23 protein-coding genes and 1 tRNA gene are annotated in these 20,507 nt (G+C 60.0%); 6 read left to right on the top strand and 18 right to left on the bottom strand.

From position 1 onward, the window contains the following. Positions 1–19 precede the first annotated feature (19 nt). Positions 20–1,249: a Zn-dependent hydrolase gene (locus tag HX873_RS11380; protein ID WP_177122680.1), complete on the bottom strand. Its 1,230-nt coding sequence runs from the start codon at positions 1,247–1,249 to the stop codon at positions 20–22. A gap of 22 nt (positions 1,250–1,271) precedes the next feature. Continuing rightward, entirely contained in the window at positions 1,272–2,582 is a 1,311-nt protein-coding gene (locus HX873_RS11375) for an MFS transporter (protein ID WP_177122679.1), read from the bottom strand. A gap of 159 nt (positions 2,583–2,741) precedes the next feature. Here HX873_RS11375 and HX873_RS11370 point away from each other — a divergent pair, with 159 nt between their 5' ends. The 3 genes from HX873_RS11370 (at position 2,742) to HX873_RS11360 (ending at position 5,672) form a co-directional block, all read left to right on the top strand. Continuing rightward, entirely contained in the window at positions 2,742–3,683 is a 942-nt protein-coding gene (locus HX873_RS11370; RefSeq protein WP_177122678.1) for a LysR family transcriptional regulator, read from the top strand. 112 nt (positions 3,684–3,795) lie between these two features. Continuing rightward, a complete protein-coding gene (locus tag HX873_RS11365) occupies positions 3,796–4,617 on the top strand; it encodes an SDR family NAD(P)-dependent oxidoreductase (protein WP_102368300.1) in 822 nt (273 codons plus the stop codon). A gap of 26 nt (positions 4,618–4,643) precedes the next feature. Then, positions 4,644–5,672, top strand: a complete 1,029-nt coding sequence (locus tag HX873_RS11360) for an AraC family transcriptional regulator (protein ID WP_102368299.1) — start codon at positions 4,644–4,646, stop codon at positions 5,670–5,672. Positions 5,673–5,674: 2 nt separating this feature from the next. On the opposite strand, the gene HX873_RS11355 is transcribed toward HX873_RS11360, so the two are convergent. From HX873_RS11355 to dapA, 11 genes are all read right to left on the bottom strand, one after another. Then, on the bottom strand, positions 5,675–6,442 hold the full coding sequence (locus tag HX873_RS11355) for an anti-sigma factor (RefSeq protein ID WP_003211941.1): 768 nt from the start codon (positions 6,440–6,442) through the stop codon (positions 5,675–5,677). Further along, positions 6,439–6,936, bottom strand: coding sequence for an RNA polymerase sigma factor (locus tag HX873_RS11350; RefSeq protein WP_003211943.1), 498 nt, complete (start codon positions 6,934–6,936; stop codon positions 6,439–6,441). The genes HX873_RS11355 and HX873_RS11350 overlap by 4 nt, the downstream gene beginning before the upstream one ends. Positions 6,937–6,995: 59 nt before the next feature. Then, positions 6,996–7,547: a tetratricopeptide repeat protein gene (locus HX873_RS11345; RefSeq protein ID WP_003211945.1), complete on the bottom strand. Its 552-nt coding sequence runs from the start codon at positions 7,545–7,547 to the stop codon at positions 6,996–6,998. Between the two features lie 43 nt (positions 7,548–7,590). Beyond that, positions 7,591–8,148: a cytochrome b gene (locus HX873_RS11340; RefSeq protein WP_177122677.1), complete on the bottom strand. Its 558-nt coding sequence runs from the start codon at positions 8,146–8,148 to the stop codon at positions 7,591–7,593. A 75-nt stretch (positions 8,149–8,223) separates the two neighbouring features. After that, positions 8,224–8,658, bottom strand: coding sequence for a DUF86 domain-containing protein (locus HX873_RS11335; RefSeq protein WP_003211948.1), 435 nt, complete (start codon positions 8,656–8,658; stop codon positions 8,224–8,226). Continuing rightward, positions 8,648–9,043: a nucleotidyltransferase domain-containing protein gene (locus HX873_RS11330; protein WP_087692601.1), complete on the bottom strand. Its 396-nt coding sequence runs from the start codon at positions 9,041–9,043 to the stop codon at positions 8,648–8,650. The genes HX873_RS11335 and HX873_RS11330 overlap by 11 nt, the downstream gene beginning before the upstream one ends. Positions 9,044–9,164: 121 nt before the next feature. Then, positions 9,165–9,254, bottom strand: a tRNA-Ser gene (locus HX873_RS11325). An 83-nt stretch (positions 9,255–9,337) separates the two neighbouring features. Then, positions 9,338–10,051, bottom strand: a complete 714-nt coding sequence (purC, locus tag HX873_RS11320; protein WP_003211975.1) for a phosphoribosylaminoimidazolesuccinocarboxamide synthase — start codon at positions 10,049–10,051, stop codon at positions 9,338–9,340. A 28-nt stretch (positions 10,052–10,079) separates the two neighbouring features. Next, on the bottom strand, positions 10,080–10,838 hold the full coding sequence (locus HX873_RS11315; RefSeq protein WP_003211977.1) for an MBL fold metallo-hydrolase: 759 nt from the start codon (positions 10,836–10,838) through the stop codon (positions 10,080–10,082). A gap of 4 nt (positions 10,839–10,842) precedes the next feature. After that, the gene (gene bamC / locus HX873_RS11310; RefSeq protein ID WP_008437851.1) at positions 10,843–11,958 is read right to left on the bottom strand and encodes an outer membrane protein assembly factor BamC; all 1,116 of its coding nucleotides are present in this window, start codon (positions 11,956–11,958) and stop codon (positions 10,843–10,845) included. A 17-nt stretch (positions 11,959–11,975) separates the two neighbouring features. Further along, positions 11,976–12,854, bottom strand: a complete 879-nt coding sequence (dapA, locus tag HX873_RS11305; protein ID WP_003211981.1) for a 4-hydroxy-tetrahydrodipicolinate synthase — start codon at positions 12,852–12,854, stop codon at positions 11,976–11,978. A gap of 261 nt (positions 12,855–13,115) precedes the next feature. Between dapA and HX873_RS11300 the strand changes: the two genes are divergently transcribed. After that, positions 13,116–13,676 carry a glycine cleavage system protein R gene (locus tag HX873_RS11300; protein WP_003172487.1) on the top strand — a complete coding sequence of 187 codons (561 nt, stop codon included), beginning with the start codon at positions 13,116–13,118 and terminating at the stop codon, positions 13,674–13,676. A gap of 10 nt (positions 13,677–13,686) precedes the next feature. Beyond that, on the top strand, positions 13,687–14,160 hold the full coding sequence (locus tag HX873_RS11295) for a peroxiredoxin (RefSeq protein ID WP_003211984.1): 474 nt from the start codon (positions 13,687–13,689) through the stop codon (positions 14,158–14,160). A 133-nt stretch (positions 14,161–14,293) separates the two neighbouring features. On the opposite strand, the gene HX873_RS11290 is transcribed toward HX873_RS11295, so the two are convergent. Both HX873_RS11290 and HX873_RS11285 read right to left on the bottom strand, forming a co-directional pair. Then, positions 14,294–15,364 carry an AI-2E family transporter gene (locus HX873_RS11290; protein ID WP_003211986.1) on the bottom strand — a complete coding sequence of 357 codons (1,071 nt, stop codon included), beginning with the start codon at positions 15,362–15,364 and terminating at the stop codon, positions 14,294–14,296. Between the two features lie 40 nt (positions 15,365–15,404). Beyond that, entirely contained in the window at positions 15,405–15,644 is a 240-nt protein-coding gene (locus HX873_RS11285; RefSeq protein ID WP_003211989.1) for a sulfurtransferase TusA family protein, read from the bottom strand. 95 nt (positions 15,645–15,739) lie between these two features. Between HX873_RS11285 and HX873_RS11280 the strand changes: the two genes are divergently transcribed. After that, positions 15,740–17,173 (top strand): M48 family metalloprotease, encoded by a 1,434-nt coding sequence (locus HX873_RS11280; protein WP_087692605.1) that lies wholly within the window; start codon positions 15,740–15,742, stop codon positions 17,171–17,173. 67 nt (positions 17,174–17,240) lie between these two features. Here HX873_RS11280 and HX873_RS11275 read toward each other — a convergent pair whose 3' ends face one another. The 3 genes from HX873_RS11275 to HX873_RS11265 all read right to left on the bottom strand — a co-directional run bounded on the left by HX873_RS11275 (position 17,241) and on the right by HX873_RS11265 (position 20,485). Continuing rightward, on the bottom strand, positions 17,241–18,680 hold the full coding sequence (locus tag HX873_RS11275; protein WP_003211993.1) for a DegQ family serine endoprotease: 1,440 nt from the start codon (positions 18,678–18,680) through the stop codon (positions 17,241–17,243). 244 nt (positions 18,681–18,924) lie between these two features. Further along, positions 18,925–19,881 carry a MucB/RseB C-terminal domain-containing protein gene (locus HX873_RS11270; RefSeq protein WP_177122676.1) on the bottom strand — a complete coding sequence of 319 codons (957 nt, stop codon included), beginning with the start codon at positions 19,879–19,881 and terminating at the stop codon, positions 18,925–18,927. A gap of 16 nt (positions 19,882–19,897) precedes the next feature. Continuing rightward, positions 19,898–20,485 (bottom strand): sigma-E factor negative regulatory protein, encoded by a 588-nt coding sequence (locus HX873_RS11265; RefSeq protein ID WP_003172479.1) that lies wholly within the window; start codon positions 20,483–20,485, stop codon positions 19,898–19,900. Positions 20,486–20,507: the final 22 nt, after the last annotated feature.

Genomic DNA, 20,507 nt, shown 5'->3' with positions numbered 1-20,507 from the left:
ACCTTGCAGAAATGTTTCGTTAATTAGCCTGGCCGGCACGTTTCAACACGGCATTGAGCAATACATCGGTACCCTGGCGAACGTCCTCGGGCAGCACATCTTCGGCTTCGTTATGACTCAAGCCGCCCACACACGGGATAAAGACCATCGCCGTGGGGCAGAACCGCGCCAGGTGGATGGCGTCATGGCCAGCACCGCTGACAATCGATTGCTGGGCATAGCCCAACGCATCCACGGCGGACTGCACACAGGCGACACACTCGGCATCAAACGGTGTCGCCGGGCTGATCCAGCGCGGGCTGACGGTGACGCTCAGACCACGTTGGGCGGCGATGTCCTGCAAGCGGGCACGCACCTGTTGCTCCATGGTTTCTATGTCGGCGTCGCGGTGATGGCGCAGGTCGACGGTAAAATTCAGCAAGCCGGGAATGGTGTTGCGCGACGACTTGGCGATGCTCAATTCACCCACGGTCGTGAGGCCCTCAGGCGCAAAATCAGCCGCCAGGTTTTCCAGCGACTGGATCATCTGCGCTGCGCCGTACAAGGCGTCCTTGCGCAGTGGCATCGGCGTGGTCCCGGCATGGGCGGCCATGCCTTCCACGCGCACGTCGAGCCAGCGAATCGCCTGCCCACCGGTGACCACGCCAATGCTCTTGGCGTTGTCTTCCAGAATAGGACCTTGCTCGATGTGCGCTTCAAAATACGCATCCACCGCGCCACCCAAGGGGCGCTCGCCGTTGTAGCCGGTGCTGCGCAACGCATCCGCCACGCTGACACCGGCGACATCCCGGGTGGCCAGCGCGTTATCCAACGCCAAGGTGCCAGTGAACACCGCCGAGCCGAGCATGGCCGGAGTAAACCGGGCGCCCTCCTCGTTGGTCCACACCGCGATTTCCAGCGGTTTGCGGGTCTTGATGCCGTGGTCGTCGAGGCTGCGGATCACTTCCAGTCCGGCCAGCACACCATAGACGCCATCAAAGCGCCCGCCTTCCGGCTGGGTGTCGAGGTGGCTGCCCATCATTACCGGGGCCGCTTCATTATCCGTGCCGGCGCGGCGGGCGAACAGGTTGCCGATGGCGTCGACGCTCAGGGTCAGCCCGGCCTCTTCACACCAGCGGCTGAACAGTGCGCGGCCGGCCTGGTCTTCGGCGCTCAACGCCAGGCGGCAGCTGCCTCCGCGAGCCGTGGCGCCGATCTCGGCCATGGCCATCAGGCTGGCCCACAGACGCTCGCCATTAATCTTCAACATACACATTCTCCAATCAAACGCTTCAAGCCATTTCAAGACGGTGGGCGGTGGCGTGACGCCGGGACAACGCAAGTACGCACAGCAGCGAAACCGCCGCGATCGCGCTGTAGAACACAGCCATCGGCCACCACTGGCCCTGGTATTCATGGGCCAGCCAGGTGCCGATCAACGGCGTGAGGCCACCGGCCAGCGCGCCGCACACTTGATAGGCCAGGGAAATGGCGGTGTAGCGCACGCGGGTTTCGAACAAGCCGCTGACGAAGCCTGCAATCACCGCATAAAACGAGGCCATGCACACCACGGCCAGGGCGATGCCGAGGATGATCAATGGCGCCTGGCCGCTGCTGACAAGCACGAACATCGGATAAGGCGAGGCCATCGCAAGCACGCTCATCGCACACAGAAAGCGTGTGGCACCGACCTTCTCCGACACCCAGGCCGCCAGCGGCTGGACACAGAACTGGATGATGGCCACGACAAACAGGCATTCCAGAATCAACGAGCGCGGCAGGTTAAGTTGCTGGGTGGTGTAGGCAATCATGAAGGTGTTGGTGAAATACACCCCGGCAATCCCCAGGGTGTTGGCACCGATGCACAGCAGCAGCGGGCGCCAGGCCGTTTTCAGCACTTCGATCACCGGGGCCTGATCCTGGGTGATGGCCCGGGCCTTTTCTGCCTTGGCTTTGTCTTCCAGGAACTCAGGCGATTCGTTGACGCCCAGGCGGATTGCCAGACCGACGATCAACAACAAGGCACTGGCCAGGAACGGCACGCGCCAGCCCCAACTGAGCAGGTCGGCCTCCGGCAAACGGGTTACCGCACTGAAGGCCAGCAACGACAGGATCAAACCCGCCGGGCTACCCAGTTGCGCAAAGGAGGCAAAGAAATTGCGACGGCCTTTGGGTGCATGTTCGCCGGCCATCAGCACCGCCCCGCCCCACTCGCCGCCAACGGCGATGCCCTGCACGATGCGCAGCAGCACCAGCAACACCGGCGCCGCGACGCCGATCTGCGCATAGGTCGGCAACAGGCCGATACATACGGTGACCACGCCCATCATCACCAAGGTGATCACCAGGGATTTCTTGCGACCGATACGGTCACCGATATGCCCAAACACAATGCCGCCCAATGGCCGGGCGAAAAAGCCCACGGCAAAGGTGCCGAACGCGGCCATGGTGCTGAACAGTTTGTCGTCGGAAGGGAAGAACAATTGACCGAACACCAGCGCGGCGGCGGTGGCGTAAATGTAAAAGTCGTACCACTCGATCATGGTGCCGATGAAAGCGGCGGCCGCGGCACGGCGCGGCTGCGGCGAAGCGGAAGGCTTCATGGGGCTGGCTCCTTTGGTTATTTTTTTGGCAGGAGAAAGGACTGGCGCACGCGCTCTGATGGCGCTGGTTGAGGGTGATTTTTCGTCTCGGCCCTATGATTAGTCAATTTTCTATTTATTATTCCGATTATAAATCCTGCTTATTATCGAGCTGTCGCCATGCCTGAAAACCGCCGCGATGTTCATCCGCTGCTCAATGACCGCCTGGACTGGAACCTGTTACGCACCTTCCGGGTGATCGGCCAGGAGTTGAGCATCAGTCGCGCCGCCGCCCGCCTGCACCTCACCCAGCCGGCCATCAGCCAGGCGCTCAAGCGCCTGGAAGAACAGCTCGACTGCCAGTTGATCGCCCGGCGCGGCCCGCGCTTCGTGCTGACCGAAGCCGGCGAGCAGATTTTCGCGATCGCCGGCGAGATGTATGGCCAGGTCTCGCAGATGAGCAACGCCCTGCAAAAGCCCGGTGACGAGGTGATCGGCAAGGTGCGGTTGCTGATGATCAGTCGGATCAGTTCGGACACCTTTGATGACTTCCTGGCGGACTTCCATCGCCAGCATCCCCGGGTCGACCTGGACGTTGAGGTGATGCGCAGCTCTGACATCGTCGCCGCCCTGCTGGAGAAAACCGCTACGCTGGGCCTGAGCCTCAATCGCCGGGCGCAACCACGGCTGGAGCAGCACCTGTTCCTGCGTCAGCGTTATGCATTTTTTTGCGGGCGGCATCACCCGTTGTTCGGACGCACCGGGCTGGCGGAGGGAGATTTGCAGTCGGAGAACTTCGTGAGTTTCACCAGCGACCAGATCGGCGGAATGCTCTCGCCGTTGACGATCTTTCGCGACCAGCAGGGCTTCAGCGGGCGCATCGTGGCGTCGTCCTCCAGCCTGGAGGAAGTGCGGCGGTTGGTGATTGCCGGGTTTGGCCTGGGCTGCCTGCCGATTCATGTGGTGGCCGAGGATGTGAAGCATGGGTTGCTCTGGCGCTTGCCGCCAGACGAAGGGATTACCGACGTGGATATCCACCTGCTGTGGAACCGTGAGCAGAAGATGAGCCGGGCGGAGACGGTGTTTATCGAAAGCCTGTCGGCACGGTTGGCCGCAGAATAAATGGCGTGATATGCAAGTCACTTGGCGGCCTCTTGCTAGTGTATGAGAGAAGCCGGTCGACCATCATTCGTTCACAGGTTACTCCCGCAGTCTCAAACGAAGAGGTGTTCGAATGTCCAGGATATGGTTTATCACCGGCAGTTCCCGCGGCCTCGGCCGCTCGATTACCGTAGCCGCCCTGCGCGCCGGTGATCGTGTGGTTGCCACCGCGCGCAATCCCAAGCAGTTGGATGACCTGGTGGCCGACTACGGCGAGGCGATTTATCCGGTCACGCTGGACGTGACCAACAACCAGCAGGTGCTGGAAGCGGTGGATGCCGCGGTGAAACATTTTGGTCGCCTGGATGTGGTGGTCAATAACGCCGGCTACGGTGACCTGGCGTCGGTGGAAGATGTGACGCTGGAGGATTTTTCCGCGCAGATCAGCACCAACTTCTATGGTGTGGTGCACGTGAGCAAGGCCGTGGTGCCGGTGCTGCGCGCCCAGGGCCGTGGGCATATCTTCCAGGTATCGTCGTTGGGTGGCCGCATCGGCATGGCCGGCCTGGCCGCGTATCAGAGTGCGAAATGGGCAGTCGGTGGATTTTCCACAGTACTGGCACAGGAAGTCACACCACTGGGCATCCAGGTGACCGTGCTGGAGCCGGGCGGCATGCGCACGGACTGGTCGGGCAGTTCCATGACGATTCCGGCCATCAGTGAGCCCTACCAACAAACGGTCGGCGCCCTGGTTGAATTGCTCAACTCCCCCGGCATCCTGCCGACGGGTCCGGACCGGGTTGCCGAAATCGTGCTGGAGCTGGCACTGAACAAAGACGCCCCGCTACGCTTGCTGATCGGCAGCGATGCCGTGCAATACGCCGCCCGGGCAGCAGCAGACTTGGCCGAGTCGGATAAGAAGTGGCATGACCTCAGCGTGTCAGCCTCGGATTAATCTCACGCTTTTGAAAAAGGTGCCGCATGCCTGACGTGACCCAACCCCGTTTCAACATACCGGATGTGTTCTGGCTGGCGCTGCAGAGCGTCGGGCTGGAGCCGTCGGTGGTGTTGCGTCAGGCACGCTTGCCCATGACCCTGCATATCCGCGAGCGGCGAGACCGGCGGCAGGTGACGACGCTGGAGTTCTTTCGCTTGTGGGAGGCGGTGCGCATACTTAATCCTGATCCGGCTGTCGGGATATTACTGGTGACGCGGCTGGATATCACCGCGCTTCCACCCTCCAGCTTTGCCGCTTTTATCGCCCGGGATTATCGCGATGGCCTGCACCGCCTCGCCCGCTTCAAGCAATTGTGCACACCCGAGCGCCTGCAGGTTTGCGAGGATGGCCGTACCTGTACGGTGACCATCGACTGGTTGCACACGCCAGAATTACCGCCTGCGCTGCTGGTGGATGCGGCGTTTGCGACGTTTGTTGAATTGGGGCGACGGGGAGCACGGACGCAGATCACTCCCCTGCAGGTCGAACTGGTTCGCCCGGACGATGGCAGCCGTGCACTGGCCGAGTTTTTCGGTTGCTCCGTGCGTTTTGGTGCCGGGCGCAACGCGCTGATACTGGACGCCGCCGATCTGGACCGATCTTTTCCGGGGTACAACCCGCAAATGCTCGAAATGCTGAACCCGGGCCTGGTGGCAGCGCTTGCCGAAGCCTCGACACCAGCCAGCATCAGCCATCAGGTCAAGATCACCCTCAAGCGCTTCCTGGCCAGTGGCCGCCCCGAGATGGTCGAGGTAGCGCGGGAGCTGGGCATGAGCGAACGCACGTTGCAACGGCGCATTACCGAGGCCGGCACCAGTTTTCGGCAACTGATGCTGGAAACCCGCCAGGAAGTGGTGCGGCATCTGCTCACCGAGCCGTCGATTGAGATAGACGAGATCGCGTGCCTGGTGGGCTATGAAGATACCAACTCGTTTTATCGTGCGTTTCGTTCCTGGGAGGGGACGACGCCGGCTCGGTGGCGGGCGTTGCAGACGCCCTCATCGTCTCATTGAAGCTATGCCGACAAAGCCTTCTCGGCACTGCGCGCCATGATCTGCAAATCCTCGAACGGGTTTCTGCCAATCAACATGAACGCATGGGACGGGCTGGACCAAAACACCACGTTCATGCCCCGGCGCTGTTCGGTGGCCATGGCCACCGCACCTTTTTTCGCCGCCGTAATGCACAGCGCCAGCGGGCCGTGGCGCGCGTCGAGGTAGGTCAGTTGGCCGATCAGTACGCCGTCATAATCGAGGATTTGTGCGCGGCGAAATTCGGCGCCAGGCAGGTGTACTGCATCCGGGTTCAACGGCAGGCCGAGCTGGGTCCCGACCGAACTCAGCTGGGCGATATGGGAGTCGGGATCGGCGCTGAGGTTTTCCAGGGTCTGGGGCGTATACAGCGCCATGTATTCGGCCACCGAGGCACGCCAGCCCGAACCGGGCTCAGGCCGGGGCCAGGTCATGAACAAGCGATCAGCGACCACACCGGCCACCGCAAAGCTTGCTGCTACCGCGAGAAATTTGCGTCGACTCAGGGTGGGTGTTTGTGCCGGCGGCAAGGCATCGAGCATCACCTGCAAACGCTCTGTAGGGGCTTGATCGAGAACCGAATCGAAGGCTGATTTGAACGGCAAGTGGCCGCGCTTGAGCAGCTCCAAGCGGGCCGTCACGGCAGGATCGATCCCCAGCAGGTTATCGATAACCTGACGCTGCCGAGGGTCTAACTCACCGTCCAGGTAAGCCACCAGCAGTTCATCCGACGGTGGTGTATTTTGAGTCATCGTCGTTCTCCGCTCGATTTATCCAACAAGCCGCTTGAGTGCGCAGTTTCAGCCAGCTTCATGCGCGCAGCGGCCAACCGGCTCATCACCGTTCCTACGGGAATATGCAGGACTTCGGCAATTTCCTTGTATGAGAGGCCTTCGACGTAGGCCAGAAAAACAGTCTCCCGCTGCGCTTCGGGTAATGCATTGACGCGCTTGATCACCTGTGCGGCCAGGACCTGGTCCTGAGCCAGGGCTTCACCGTCGAACGACAACGCCTGCTCGGCGTCGACAAACCCCTGCCCTTGCCGTACTCGCTGGGCGCGCAATTCGTTAAGCCAGATCGAATGCATGATCGTCAGCAACCAGCGATCCAGCCGCGTGCCAGCCACGAACTGGCCTGCACGCTCCAACGCCCGCACGCAGGTGGCTTGCACCAGGTCATCAGCCACATGCTTTTGTCGCGACAGCACCAGCCCGTATCGCCATAAACGTGGCAACAGCTGGCTCAACTCTCGGCGCAACTCAGCGTCTGTGGTGATGGCGCTCTCCCCGCTGTTCGCTCACAGCTTCAAGCCTGAGGCGCGGCGGCGATGGCTTCTGCCAGGTCTTCGTACTCTTCGCAGGTGGTGCTGCACAACGCCTTGATCTTCACCAGTTGCTCCTGGGCCAGGTCCACACGGCCCTTGATGACGTAGGCTTCCCCCAGGTACTCACGGACTTGTGCGTAGTTGGGGTCCAGTGCCACGGACTTCAGGTAGTAGCTGATGCCTTCATCGGTGCGCCCCAGTTTGCGGGTGGCGTAGCCGCGGTAGTTCAGGGCCTTGGCGGTGTTCGGGTTGTGCAGGGTGTCGAGCAGTGACAGGGCTTCTTCGTAACGCCCGTCCTTGGCCAGGCGGTAGGCGTAGTCGGTGCGGTCGGCGTCCGACGTGGCCTTGCTGGTTTGCAGCACGCACTTGCCAGTCTTGGTATCCCAGACCTGGCCTTTGGGGCAGTTGGGCTTGGGCGGCGCCGATTCGTCACCGGAGGCATGGGCCTGGCCGGCCAATAGCGCGGCGGCCATACAGGCGCCAAAGAACAAAGCGGTGCGGTAACCAACGGCGTGCTCGGGACGATTCTTCATGGCATTCATGCTCCGTAACGATAGGGAAAGTACAGCAGCAAACTCAGTAGGGAAGATCGCCACGAGGGGCCGGCAGCATGCGGCGCAACGTGCTGTCGCGCTGGATGTAGTGATGCCACAGCGCGGCGCAGGCATGCAGCCCGGCGAGTACGATGATCGCCCAGGCGACATTGTTGTGCAGGCCACCCAGGGTGCCTCGCAATTCGTGATCGATCACAAAAGGCGCTGGCACCGGGAACAGTCCGAAAAAGTTGAAGGGCTCGCCCTGGGCCCAGCGGAACAGGAAGCCCAGGGTCACCTGCGTCAGTAACAACAGGTATAGACAGCCGTGGGCGATTTTGGCGGCCACGTTAAGCGCAGGGTGATTGTCGGCCTTTGGGTGATTGCCGCCGAACACACGCCAGAGGATACGTGCACCGATCAGCACCGCCATGGCGATGCCCAGGGAGATATGGACCGATTGCAGGCCCTTGCGCAGTGGCGTGCCTTTTTCCAGGTTTTCCCAGACGTGGGCGCTGGCGAACATGAAGATCACCAGGGCGGCGGTCAGCCAGTGGAAGGTGCGGGTCAGGCGGTCGTAGCGGTCGGCGGGATTGTTCATGGGCGTTTCCTGAGTGGTCTGTGTGGTGAACACCGCAGCAGGAAAACTTATTCAGAGGGATGGAAAATTTACAGATTAGACTTGTTTATTTTCCAACCCCGCATCCTTGGTCAAAATATGCGAACTAAATGCTAGAAACTCATCCAGGTGTTTTGTAATGATCGCTACAGTAATCGGCAATTGAAGCGTCTGGTACTCGTGAACAGCAATGTTACGGAACCCGACCATGTTCTTCAGGTTGGTCAGCAACGCAGGATTGACCCAACCGCCCTGACATAACAACTCAAACACGTCACGAGCTCCTTGTGGAACACCCAGGCGCTCACGACGAATCAAGTGCTGGCCCATGTCCAGCGCTGCCTCACAGGCACGCTGAATATTCAAAATCGCCGCATCCTGGCGCGTGAAATCGGTGGTGAAGCTGGTGGGATCCTTATCGTATTCCTGACGGGCGCGCGCAACGCAACGCTCAATACTGGCTGCTTTATTGATGAGAACATCATCGACCATAAACTTTCCCTTCCTTCTGGATATCCGCCAACAACTCAGCCCTTGCCGTGTCCAGCGCGGTTTTTTCGCTCAGGACGTAGCTCTCGAATAGACCCGCCTGGACGTTCCCGGACCAGAGCCGACGCCCAGTGGTCAATACTTGGTATTGCATTACCGTTGAGGCTGCGCGCAAATCAAGCAAGTCGACGGGAACCCCAACGATATCGGCCAACTCCCCAGAAAGCTGCCATAGCAATAAAGGCTCGACCACTCCCGCAGAAAGGACCGCAACATCCAGATCACTCTCACTACCTGCCTCACCCGTCACTTGGCTACCGAACACATACACAGCCAATAGCTCGGGAACTTCAGCCTGCAAATGCGCCAGTACTTTTTTAAAATTCATGACCGATGTCCGAAGCGCCAATTAACGAAGACCGTAGCAGAATTCATTATGCAGTTTCTGACTGAAAGCAAAAAACCCCCGACAACATTGAAGTTATCGGGGGTTTTTCATTTTTCAATAATGGCGGAGAGATAGGGATTCGAACCCTAGGTACCGGTGAAGGTACAACGGATTTCGAATCCGTCCCATTCGGCCACTCTGGCATCTCTCCAACGGCGCGCATCATAACAGCCTGTTTCCTGGAAGCAAAGCGCAAAAGCGATTTTTTTCCGTGCTATCAGATGCTTGCGTCGATTACAGCGGTACGCCGAGACGGTTGGCGACTTCTTCGTAGGCTTCGATAACGTCACCGAGGCCCTGGCGGAAGCGGTCTTTGTCCATCTTCTTGCGAGTGTCTTTGTCCCACAGGCGGCAGCCGTCCGGGCTGAATTCGTCGCCCAGGACGATGGAGCCGTCGTGGAACACGCCGAATTCCAGTTTGAAGTCCACCAGCAGCAGGCCGGCGTCGTCGAACAGTTTGCTCAGGACGTCGTTGACCTTCAGCGACAGCTCCTTCATGCGAGCCAGTTGCTCAGCGGTGCCCCAACCAAATGCCACCACGTGGGATTCGTTGATGAACGGGTCACCCTTGGCGTCGTCTTTCAGGAACAGCTCGAAGGTGTAGGGGTTGAGCTTGAGGCCCTCCTCCACGCCCAAACGCTTCACCAGGCTGCCGGCCGCATAGTTACGCACGACGCACTCGACCGGGATCATGTCGAGTTTTTTCACCAGGCATTCGTTGTCGCCCAGCAGTTTGTCGAATTGGGTCGGAATGCCGGCCGCTTCGAGTTTCTGCATGATGAAGGCGTTGAACTTGTTATTCACCATGCCTTTGCGGTCGAGCTGTTCGATGCGCTTGCCGTCGAACGCCGAGGTGTCGTTGCGAAACAGCAGGATCAAGCGGTTGGCGTCGTCGGTCTTGTAAACCGATTTGGCTTTGCCGCGGTAGAGTTCTTCACGTTTTTCCATGATGGGCTCCGCTTGCTAAGTAGGTGGGCTAGGCGATGTGTCGCCAGTCGAGCCCTGAATCTTGATCGGCCAGTTGCAGCCAGTCCGGGTCGCACCCAAGGGTGTCGACAAAACATTGCCGGGCCAGCTGCGGCAGGTTGTTCTTGCTGCTCAGGTGGGCCAGGACCAGGTGTTGCAGGTCTTGCCAGCCCAACTCATACACCAGGTACGCCGCCTGGTGGTTGTTCAAATGTCCAAACTGCCCGCCGACCCGCTGCTTGAGAAAGGCCGGGTAGTGGCCACGCGCAAGCAGGTCACGGCAGTGGTTGGACTCGATCATCAATGCGTCGAGGTCCCGGTAACCGTCCAGCACCTTGGCGCAGTACGAACCCAGGTCAGTGAGCAGGCCAAAACGCCGTTCACCGTCACTGAATACGTATTGCGTCGGTTCCTGGGCATCGTGGGCCACTTCAATCACATCGATGCTCAAGGCACCGATCTGCAATTGTTCGCCACCGGCCAGCAAACCTGCGGGCTCAATCGGTTTGCGCATCCCGCGCAAGGTGCCGCGACTCAGGTACACCGGAAGATTGTAGCGCCGAGACAGCAAACCCACGCCATGCACGTGGTCGGCATGTTCGTGGGTCACCAGAATCGCGCTCAGCTGCGCGGGGTGAACCCCCAGGCGCAGCAGGCGCCGCTCGGTTTCCCGCAGGGAGAAACCACAATCAACCAGGACGTACGTGTCGTCATGGGCTACAAGCGTGCCGTTCCCTTGGCTACCGCTGCCGAGAACGGCAAAACGCATCGGATCAGCCCAGGTTGTCCTGAATCACGCCCAACACTTTGCGCGCCACTTCTGCCGGCGCCACGGTGTTGATGTTTTTCTCGACGGTGACTTGCACGCTTTCGCCTACCTTGCTCAAACGAACCTGGTAACGCTCGGCGCGGGTCTCGATCTCTTCCTTGGTCGGCTTGCTGCCGAACAACTTGCTGAAGAAACCTGGCTCGTCGTCTTTCTTCTCGGCTTTTTCGGCCAGGTTGATGTAGTACAGGCCCAGGCTGCGGTTGATGTCTTCAACGCGCCATTCGCCGTGCTCCAGCGCGCGGCCGACACTCGACCAGGCGCGGTCCAGGTCTTCACCCAGGTTGAGCACCACGTTGCCGCTGCCGTCTTCGCTGAGGCTGACGCGGCTAGGGGTGTCAAAGCTACCGGCGGCGAGCAGGGAGACGGAGCCGCCCTTCTCGGAAATACGGCTCATACTGGCGAGCATTTCGTCGACCAGGGCAGCGTCCACGCCGGTGTTGACCGAACGTGGGGTGAAGTCGACGTTGGCGGTGCTGCCGGCAGGACGCTCGGCGCTGACTACGTAGACTTCACTGGTGTTGCGTTGCACGCCTGGCTCGATACGCACGCGGATGCGGGCTTCGCTGTCATTGGCTACACCACCGGCCTGCAGGCGCTTGGCCATGGATGCCGACAGTTCGCTGGTGTGCTGCCACGCGGTGGTGAATTCACCGGTCTGCGGGCGTTGTTCGTCAAGGCGGAAACCGTTGTCCTGGAAGAACTGCACGGCCACCGGCCAGACTTCGGCAGGTGGGCGCTGGGCCATGACCCAACGGGTGTCGCCGCTCTTCTGCAGGCTGTAGTCGCTGGCATCGGCCACGGCCGACAACGGCTGTGGACGCGGCACTTCGTATTCACCCTTGACGGTGTCGTCGGCCACGTTGCGCGGAATCGGCAGCAACGGGTCAAGGCGCTTGGCGACATTGACGTCCGACGGCAATTTCATCGGGGCGGTTTGTTGGGCTTCCAGGTAATCGCTACCGCGGTCGCGGAAGTAGCCTTCCGGGCCCCAGATCCAACCGCAGCCACTGGTGCTGGAGATAATCAAGGCAAGTGCGGAAAGTCCGGCCAATCGCTTCATGCGTAGTGCTTCCTCAATTAAACCAGGACGCCGGACTGGCGCAGGGCCTGTCGCAGCGGTTCGTGACAGGCTTCGCTGAGCCAGGTGAGCGGCAGACGGATACCGTCCGGCATCAGGCCCATCTCATGCAGCGCCCATTTCACGGGGATAGGGTTGGATTCGATAAACAGGGTTTTGTTGAGCGGTGCCAGTTGTTCGTGGATCGCCCGGGCCTTGACCGCATCACCGGCGATGGCGGCGGCACACAGCTCGCTCATGGCGCGCGGTGCAACGTTGGCAGTCACCGAGATGTTGCCTTTGCCGCCCAGCAGGATCAGCTCGACCGCCGTGGCGTCATCACCGGAGTACACCAGGAAGTCGCTGCTGACGCCGGCCAGGATGTCCTTGGCGCGCTGCAAGTCACCGGTGGCTTCCTTGATACCGATGATGTTCGGTACGGTGGACAGGCGGATCACGGTCTCGGCCTTCATGTCGCAGGCGGTGCGACCGGGTACGTTGTAGAGGATCTGCGGGATATCGACCGCTTCGGCAACGGCGCGGAAGTGCAGGTACAGGCCTTCCTGGGTCGGCTTGTTGTAGTACGGCGTCACCAGCAGGCAGGCATCGGCGCCGGCTTTCTTGGCGTTGCTGGTCAATTCGATCGCTTCGCGAGTCGAATTGGCGCCCGTGCCGGCGATGACAGCAATGCGCCCTGCAACGCGCTTGACCACGAACTCGATCACTTCGATGTGTTCTTCCACATCCAGTGTGGCCGATTCACCTGTGGTGCCGACCGCCACGATGGCGTTGGTGCCCTCTTGCAGGTGGAAGTCCACCAGTTTGCCCAGGCTGTCCCAGTCGAGATTACCTTGTGCATCCATGGGTGTGACCAGTGCCACCATACTGCCCGCAATCATGCAACCGCTCCTGCCGGAAAAAGAGAGCGGTAATGGTACTGGCGCCAAGATGCTTGTACAAGCGAAGTACCGCCTGAGGATGCGTTCTGGATCAACTTAGTTCGCAGCAGCGCCATCATTCGGCCAAAGCGGGGTTTGATGAAGCTGATTACGTAATGAAAACGCCACCTCCTAGCCCTTGGCGATGGTTTTCGCTACCCTTCATCCTTTGATTGATACCGCTTGCATCGTATCGACCGCTCATCGCTTTAGGAAGGCTGCATGTCCACCCCCACAGTCCGCGAACAATTCCTTGTCATCAGTGCCCTTGGCGCCAACCCCATGGAGCTGACTAACGTCCTGTGCCGCGCCAGCCATGAAAACCGCTGCGCCGTCGTGACCTCCCGCCTGACCCGCCATGGCGAGTGCAGTGCGCTGGTCCTGCAGATTTCCGGGACCTGGGATGCCCTGGCCCGCCTTGAAACCGGTTTACCGGGTTTGGCGAAGAAGCATGACTTCACGGTCAACGTGGTGCGCAGCGCCGCCCTGGAAAACCGTCCGCAGGCCCTGCCCTACGTGGCCTATGTCAGTTCGGCCTACCGCTCGGACATCGTCAACGAGCTGTGCCAGTTCTTTATCGACCACAACGTCGAGCTGGAAAACCTGACCTGCGACACCTATCAGGCTCCGCAGACCGGCGGCACCATGCTCAACGCCACCTTTACCGTGACCTTGCCGGCCGGCGTACAGATCAGTTGGCTGCGTGACCAGTTCCTGGATTTCGCCGATGCCCTGAACCTCGACGCACTGATCGAGCCTTGGCGCCCACAGAACCCTATGTAAGGAAGTCTTCATGTCTGTAGTGATCGACCAACCGGTAGCCGACTTCGAAGCCCAGGCCACCAGCGGGCAAACCTTCAGCCTCGCCGGGCTCAAGGGCAAGCAAGTGGTGATCTACTTCTACCCGAAAGACAGCACCCCGGGCTGCACCACTGAAGGCCAGGGCTTCCGTGACCAGCATGCTGCGTTCAAGGCGGCCAACACCGAGGTGTTTGGCGTGTCCCGGGACAGCGTGAAGTCCCACGAGAACTTCAAGGCAAAGCAGGAATTCCCCTTTGAGCTGATCAGCGACAAGGACGAAGCGGTTTGCCAGCTGTTTGATGTGATCAAGCTGAAGAAGCTGTATGGCAAGGAATACCTGGGTGTTGATCGCAGCACCTTCCTGATCGACAAGAATGGCGTACTGCGCCAGGAATGGCGCGGTGTGAAAGTGCCAGGCCATGTGGATGCAGTGCTCGAAGCGGCGCAGGCGCTGAACCAGGCTTGATTCACCTGCTGGCTTTGAAATAGCTATCGCAGCCAAGCCAGCTCCCACCTGTGATCATTGTTCGACAGGACAACTCAGTCAATGTGGGAGCCGGGCTTGCCCGCGATGAGGCCCTGCACCGGCACCACAAATATCAGAGTAACGGCGCCACCACCGGCTCCTGCCGAGGCCAGGCATCCAGCACCGCCTTGAACAGCGTCGCCAGGGGAATCGCAAAGAACACCCCCCAGAAGCCCCACAACCCGCCAAACAACAACACCGCACAGATGATCGCCACCGGATGCAGGTTCACCGCCTCGGAGAACAGCAGCGGCACCAGCACGTTGCCGTCCAGCACCTGGATGATGCCGTACACCGCCATCAGGTAGATGAATTGATCACTCCAGCCCCACTGGAACAGCGCGATCAACATCACCGGCACCGTCACCACCACCGCGCCAACGTATGGCACCACCACTGAAACACCCACCAGCAGTGCCAACAGGGCAGCGTAGTTAAGCCCCAGCGCGACAAAGCCGATGTAAGTGACGCCACCGCAGATAAAAATCTCGATAACCTTGCCGCGGATGTAGTTGGCAATCTGCCGGTTCATTTCCTCGGCGACCCGGGTAATCAGCGCACGCTCACGGGGCAGATAGCCACGCACCCAGCGACCGATCATCTCGCGGTCCTTGAGGAAGAAAAACACCAGGATCGGCACCAGTACCAGGTAGATCATGATGTTGACCAGCAGCGGCAAGCTCGAAAGGGAAAAGGTCAGCGCCCATTGTCCGAACTTTCCGATTTCGCCGCGAGCCACCTCAATGGCCTGCAGGACCTGCTCGTCCGACACCAGGTGCGGATAGCGCTCAGGCAACAGCAGCAGCAATGACTGCCACTTGGCGAGCATGCCCGGTAGCTCGTTGAACAAGGTGATCAACTGGTGCCACAGCAAAGGCACCACGATCACGATAAATACCAGCAACAGCCCCATGAACAAGGCAAACACTAGACCCACCGCTGCCCCACCCGGCAAGCGCAGACGCTCCAGGATGGAGACCAGGCCTTGCATCAGGTACGCCAGCACCATCCCCGCCAGTACCGGCGCCAGCATGCCGCCCAAAGTGAGCACGGCCGTAAAGGCAAGAAACAGCAGGACGGCCAGCACCACGGCTTCTTCGTCGGAGAAGTAGCGCTGAATCCAGTCACGTAACACTTTGAACATCAATAAACCTCAGGCGATAAGGACAGCATATTCAAGCGATTCAGGCCTTGCGCAACCAGTAACGATAGACGCCCGCTTCGTCTTCTTCATGCAGCAGGGTGTGGCCGGCCAGCTTGGCAAACGTACGAAAGTCCCGCTGGGAGCCAGCGTCCGTGGCGATCACCTTGAGCACCGCGCCGCTGGCCAGCCGATTGAGCTCCAGCTTGGCCTTGAGCAAGGGCAGCGGGCAGTTAAGGCCACTGGCATCCAGTTCGGCATCGAAGGCTACAGCGTCGGTCATGGTCTAACTCCGGGTGGGCGTCGAGGGCGCTTAGAATATCTGGTCCGAAGCTCAGTGTCCGGCTACAGTAAGCTCTTTGTCGAAAGGCTTTGTGCATGACTTTTTTGCGCCCTACCCTGCTGACGCTGGCTTGCCTGCTTGCCTCTCCAGGCTTCGCCGACGACCTGCCGTCACTTGGCGACGCCAGTTCTGCCATTGTCTCGCCAAAACAGGAATACGATCTGGGTCGGGCATGGCTGGCCTACCTGCGTGGCCAGGTCTCGCAACTCAACGACCCGCAGCTCAAGGATTACGTCGAATCCAGCGTTTATAAGCTGGTGGAAACCAGCCAGGTCAATGACCGGCGCCTGGAATTCATTCTGATCAACAGCCCGCAGTTGAACGCCTTTGCCGCACCGGGCGGTATCGTCGGGGTCAACGGCGGCCTGTTCCTCAACGCCCAGACCGAAGGCGAATATGCCTCGGTACTGGCCCACGAATTGGCTCACTTGTCCCAACGTCACTTCGCACGAGGCGTGGAAGCACAGCAGCGCATGCAGATCCCGATGATGGCTGCGCTGCTCGGCGGCATCATCGCTGCCGCCGCTGGCGCAGGCGATGCGGGCATTGCCGCGATCGCCGGCAGCCAGGCCGCCGCGATCCAGGAGCAACGGCGCTTTTCCCGGCAAAACGAGCAAGAGGCTGACCGCATCGGCATTCTCAACCTGGAGAAAGCCGGCTACGACCCACGGTCCATGCCAACCATGTTCGAGCGCTTGATGCGCCAGTACCGTTTCGATGCCAAGCCGCCTGAATTCCTGCTGACTCACCCGGTAACCGAATCGCGTATCGCCGACACCCGCAACCGTGCGGAGCAAGCCAAGCTGGGTGGCATTGAGGACAGCCTGCGCTATCAACTGATCCGTGCTCGAGTGCAACTGTATTACGAAGACACCCCGGGGCTGGCCGCCAAACGTTTCCAGGCCCAGCTGGATGAAAATCCGAAGAACGATATCGCGCGTTATGGCCTCGCCATCGCTCAGATCAAGGGTGCCCAGTTCAACCTGGCCCGGGAAAACCTCAAGCCGCTGCTGGCCAAGGCGCCCAACGACATCACCTACAACCTGGCGCAGATCGAGCTGGACATGACCAACAATCGCCTGCCGGATGCCCAGCAGCGTACGGACCGAATGTTGACGCAATATCCAGGCAACTATCCGCTGAACCAGGTTCGTGTGGATCTGCTGCTCAAGCAGAACCGCAACGCTGACGCGGAAAAAGCCCTGGAAGGATTGTTGAAGTCTCGCCCGGACGATCCGGACGTCTGGTACCAGGTTGCGGAAACCCGTGGCTTGTCGGGCAATATCATCGGCCTGCATCAGGCCCGGGCCGAGTACTTCGCGCTAGTGGGAGATTTCAAGCAGGCCATCCAGCAATTGGATTTCGCCAAGCGTCGCGCCGGCAGCAACTTCCCGCTTTCGTCACGTATCGACGCACGCCAGCGTGAACTGATCGACCAGGAACGCATGATCAAAGACATGATGGGCTAAACCTTTCAGCCACAAAAAAGCCCCGCTCTCGAACATCGAGAGCGGGGCTTTTTATTGGACTAGCGGATTACTCGGCCAGTTTGAAGGTAATGAAGCTGGCACGCCCCTGACGCAGGACGCGCATCGACACCGAACGGTTCTTCGGCAGCGCCTTGGCGATGTCGGTGAACTCTTTGGTGGAGTTGATAGCCTGGTTGTTCAGGTGGGTGATGACATCACCTGGTTGCAGGCCGATCAGGGAGGCAGGACCGTCCTGGACTTCCTTGATCACTACACCGCTCTTGAGGTCGAAGCTCTTTTTCTGTTCGTCGGTCAACTCGACGACGGCAATGCCCAGGCGATTGCTGCTGCGCTCGGCACCTGGCTTGCTGTTGCCCAGCGCATCCAGCGCCGCGCCTTCTTCCGGGATCGCACCGACGGTCAGTTCGACGTTCTGGCGCTTGCCGTCACGAATCACTTCCAGCTTGGCCTTGCTGCCGGCCTTGAGCGCGCCCACCAGGTGTGGCAAGTCCGCAGACATGACGATCGGCTGGCCGTTCATGCTCAGGATCACGTCACCGACTTGCAGGCCACCTTTGGCAGCAGGGCCATCGTCCTGGATCTGCGCGACCAGGGCACCGGCCGGCTTGTCGAGACCGAAGGATTCAGCCAGGTCCTTGTTCACTTCCTGGATCACTACCCCCAGCCAGCCGCGGCTGACTTTGCCACCGGTTTTCAGCTGGTTGGATACGTCCATGGCCACGTCGATCGGAATCGCGAACGAAACGCCCATGAAACCACCGGAGCGGGTGTAGATCTGCGAGTTGATGCCAACGACTTCACCCGCCAGGTTGAACAACGGACCGCCGGAGTTGCCCGGGTTGATCGGCACGTCGGTCTGGATGAACGGCACGTAGTTTTCGTTCGGCAGGCTGCGACCGATGGCGCTGACGATACCCTGGGTCACAGTATGGTCAAAACCAAACGGCGAACCGATGGCGACGACCCATTGGCCGGCTTTCAGGTCCTGGGATTTGCCCAGTTTCAGCACCGGCAGGTCCTTGCCTTCGATTTTCAGCAGGGCAACGTCGGAACGTGGGTCGGTGCCCACCAGCTTGGCTTTCAGCTCACTGCGGTCCGCCAGGCGCACCAGGATCTCGTCGGCGTCGGCAATCACGTGGTTGTTGGTGAGGATGTAGCCGTCAGGCGAGATGATGAAGCCCGAGCCCAGGGACTGGGCCTCACGCTGGCCGCCACCACCGCCACGCGGCGTGCGCGGCTGGGGCATGCCGCGTTCGAAGAACTCCCGCAGCATCGGCGGCAGGCCTTCCAGGTCGGGCATCTGCTGGTTGGAGACCTTACGATCCGGCAGCTTCTGCGTAGTACTGATGTTCACCACGGCAGGCGACGCCTGCTCCACCAGTTGGGTGAAGTCAGGCAGCTCGGCCGCTTGCGCGGTAACGGCCTGACCCAGCACCAGCACCGTGGCGACTATGGATAGGTAAGACTTCAAACGTGGTATCGACATACAGCTCCCGTTACGACGAGCAGGGTTGAGCGACAGGGTTCAATAAACGCCGAAAAACTGCGACCGACATTTTTGTTCCGCGAACAAAACAAGGCCAGGGCCGTTAAGCCCTGACCTATAAAAAACATAGGGGATATTAGCAAGTGAAAAAAATGATCCAGACATTTCATGCTCTCGGCAGAGGCAGGCATCGACTATCTCCTGCGCAACATTGAAATATCAGGATGAACATAGGATTAACAACTCAAGGCTTGGCGGGCACGGTGCCACTGCGTAGTGACAGCGCAATTCGCTCGGCGGTGCCAATCGGGATCTCGCCGACGACGGTCACCATCACCTCGCCTTCCAGGGTATTCAACCGCCGTGAAACGGCGACTGTCGGGCCCAACTGGGTGCGGGTCTCGTTTACGGTCGCACCGTTAAGCGGCTCCAGGAATACCGAAAAACGCGCCAGACCATCGTCATACATCAGACTGCTGACGGTTACCTTGGTGTGGGAGTCTTTATGGGCACTGCTGTTGACCAGCTGAAAGCCTGGTGGCAACCAGTCGAGGCGCCAATCCTGAGGGATCTCGACCTCCGGGGCCTTGGCGTTGGTCACCGCCACCGGCGTGCATTCGCCACTGGGCTGCAAATCACGATCGTCAGGCACCGATGTATTGAGCTGGGTGAACTGGAAACGCTCCAGCAACTGGCCCTGGTCGTTAAGCAACAATGACTTCAATGGCAGCGCAGTTTCACGATCCAGATGCAGCTCAAAACCATAACGGTATTGATCGCGGGGGGTCACGGAGACGATCACCGCATTCCGACCGGCCACGCGCGATTTGCCGATGACGGCAAGATCGTAGAACGCTTTGAGTTTTTGCGGATCAAGGGTACGCGCAGAGGTATTGGGGGAGCCCCCAAGCCCGGCAACCAGCGTGCCGCTCACGCATTGGGTACGGCCATCGACGCGCAGGACTTCCTGGGCAGAACCATCGAGCTGCAAAAGCCGCTCACGGACCTGACCATTCTGGACACGATGCCAGATGTCATGGGTAGAAAAACTACCGTTACGCTCGTAGATGAAGGTGCCCTGAAAGCTTTGCTGCTGCTCCGCCCGCCCAAGACGCGTCAGCCAGTCATGGGCTTCATCGGCATGGGCGGGGACTGCAAACCAGCCACTGAGCAAAAGCGCAAGGAGCGGTATGGCGCGCATAAAGCTCCTTGGCGGACTAGCGGTTTTCCAGGCTTGCAGCGCGAGCGTAAGGCAGAGCGCTTTCAGTGCCTTTCAAGGCCGATTCCTGTGCGTGTTGGCGCAGGTAGCCTGGAAGACGCTGATCCTGCCAGCCGGATTGCCCTTGAAGTACACCGTTGGCCATAGGCCCGGTGGTATCGGAGCTTTCCTTGTAGCCGGCCAGTACGGCTGGACCCTTAACCTGCGGGCCGGCCATGACCGGTTGCTGGGTCTGCTGGGCCAGTTCGGCACCGGCGATTTCGTCCTGGTTGTACAGGCGAACACCTGCCAATACAGCGACGGTCACCGAAGCAGCGACTGCCAGACGGCCCAGGCTACGCCAAGGACCGCGAGCAGCTTTTGCCGGAACGGCTTCATCAGCCAGTGCAGCAGAAACGGCCGCAGCAATATCCAGACGAGGGATTAGAAGATCCTTGTGCATCACCGCCCGAGCGACTTGGTAACGAGACCAGGTATCACGGGTTTCGGCATCATCAAATGCATTAAGCACTCGACGAAGTTCCAGTTCATCCGCTTCGTTATCCATCACTGCGGACAGCGATTCCTGCAGGGCATCACGACTCATGGCGGTTCCTCTCTTGGCTGTC

The sequence above is a fragment of the Pseudomonas sp. P7758 genome, from assembly GCF_013386485.1.
Classification (GTDB): Bacteria; Pseudomonadota; Gammaproteobacteria; order Pseudomonadales; family Pseudomonadaceae; genus Aquipseudomonas.
The sequence above is the reverse complement of the archived record's forward strand: the minus strand, read 5'-3'. Positions and strand labels throughout refer to the sequence as shown.

Coding starts and splice junctions, on each gene's coding strand:
- purC (WP_003211975.1), bottom strand. CDS start 10,051: ATGGAAAAACGTGAAGAACTCTACCGCGGCAAAGCCAAATCGGTTTAC.
- HX873_RS11335 (WP_003211948.1), bottom strand. CDS start 8,658: ATGGTCGATGATGTTCTCATCAATAAAGCAGCCAGTATTGAGCGTTGC.
- HX873_RS11380 (WP_177122680.1), bottom strand. CDS start 1,249: ATGTTGAAGATTAATGGCGAGCGTCTGTGGGCCAGCCTGATGGCCATG.
- bamC (WP_008437851.1), bottom strand. CDS start 11,958: ATGAAGCGATTGGCCGGACTTTCCGCACTTGCCTTGATTATCTCCAGC.
- HX873_RS11330 (WP_087692601.1), bottom strand. CDS start 9,043: ATGAATTTTAAAAAAGTACTGGCGCATTTGCAGGCTGAAGTTCCCGAG.
- HX873_RS11285 (WP_003211989.1), bottom strand. CDS start 15,644: ATGACCGACGCTGTAGCCTTCGATGCCGAACTGGATGCCAGTGGCCTT.
- dapA (WP_003211981.1), bottom strand. CDS start 12,854: ATGATTGCGGGCAGTATGGTGGCACTGGTCACACCCATGGATGCACAA.
- HX873_RS11315 (WP_003211977.1), bottom strand. CDS start 10,838: ATGCGTTTTGCCGTTCTCGGCAGCGGTAGCCAAGGGAACGGCACGCTT.
- HX873_RS11355 (WP_003211941.1), bottom strand. CDS start 6,442: ATGACTCAAAATACACCACCGTCGGATGAACTGCTGGTGGCTTACCTG.
- HX873_RS11365 (WP_102368300.1), top strand. CDS start 3,796: ATGTCCAGGATATGGTTTATCACCGGCAGTTCCCGCGGCCTCGGCCGC.
- HX873_RS11275 (WP_003211993.1), bottom strand. CDS start 18,680: ATGTCGATACCACGTTTGAAGTCTTACCTATCCATAGTCGCCACGGTG.
- HX873_RS11265 (WP_003172479.1), bottom strand. CDS start 20,485: ATGAGTCGTGATGCCCTGCAGGAATCGCTGTCCGCAGTGATGGATAAC.
- HX873_RS11295 (WP_003211984.1), top strand. CDS start 13,687: ATGTCTGTAGTGATCGACCAACCGGTAGCCGACTTCGAAGCCCAGGCC.
- HX873_RS11300 (WP_003172487.1), top strand. CDS start 13,116: ATGTCCACCCCCACAGTCCGCGAACAATTCCTTGTCATCAGTGCCCTT.
- HX873_RS11370 (WP_177122678.1), top strand. CDS start 2,742: ATGCCTGAAAACCGCCGCGATGTTCATCCGCTGCTCAATGACCGCCTG.
- HX873_RS11280 (WP_087692605.1), top strand. CDS start 15,740: ATGACTTTTTTGCGCCCTACCCTGCTGACGCTGGCTTGCCTGCTTGCC.
- HX873_RS11290 (WP_003211986.1), bottom strand. CDS start 15,364: ATGTTCAAAGTGTTACGTGACTGGATTCAGCGCTACTTCTCCGACGAA.
- HX873_RS11345 (WP_003211945.1), bottom strand. CDS start 7,547: ATGAAGAATCGTCCCGAGCACGCCGTTGGTTACCGCACCGCTTTGTTC.
- HX873_RS11375 (WP_177122679.1), bottom strand. CDS start 2,582: ATGAAGCCTTCCGCTTCGCCGCAGCCGCGCCGTGCCGCGGCCGCCGCT.
- HX873_RS11270 (WP_177122676.1), bottom strand. CDS start 19,881: ATGCGCGCCATACCGCTCCTTGCGCTTTTGCTCAGTGGCTGGTTTGCA.
- HX873_RS11340 (WP_177122677.1), bottom strand. CDS start 8,148: ATGAACAATCCCGCCGACCGCTACGACCGCCTGACCCGCACCTTCCAC.
- HX873_RS11360 (WP_102368299.1), top strand. CDS start 4,644: ATGCCTGACGTGACCCAACCCCGTTTCAACATACCGGATGTGTTCTGG.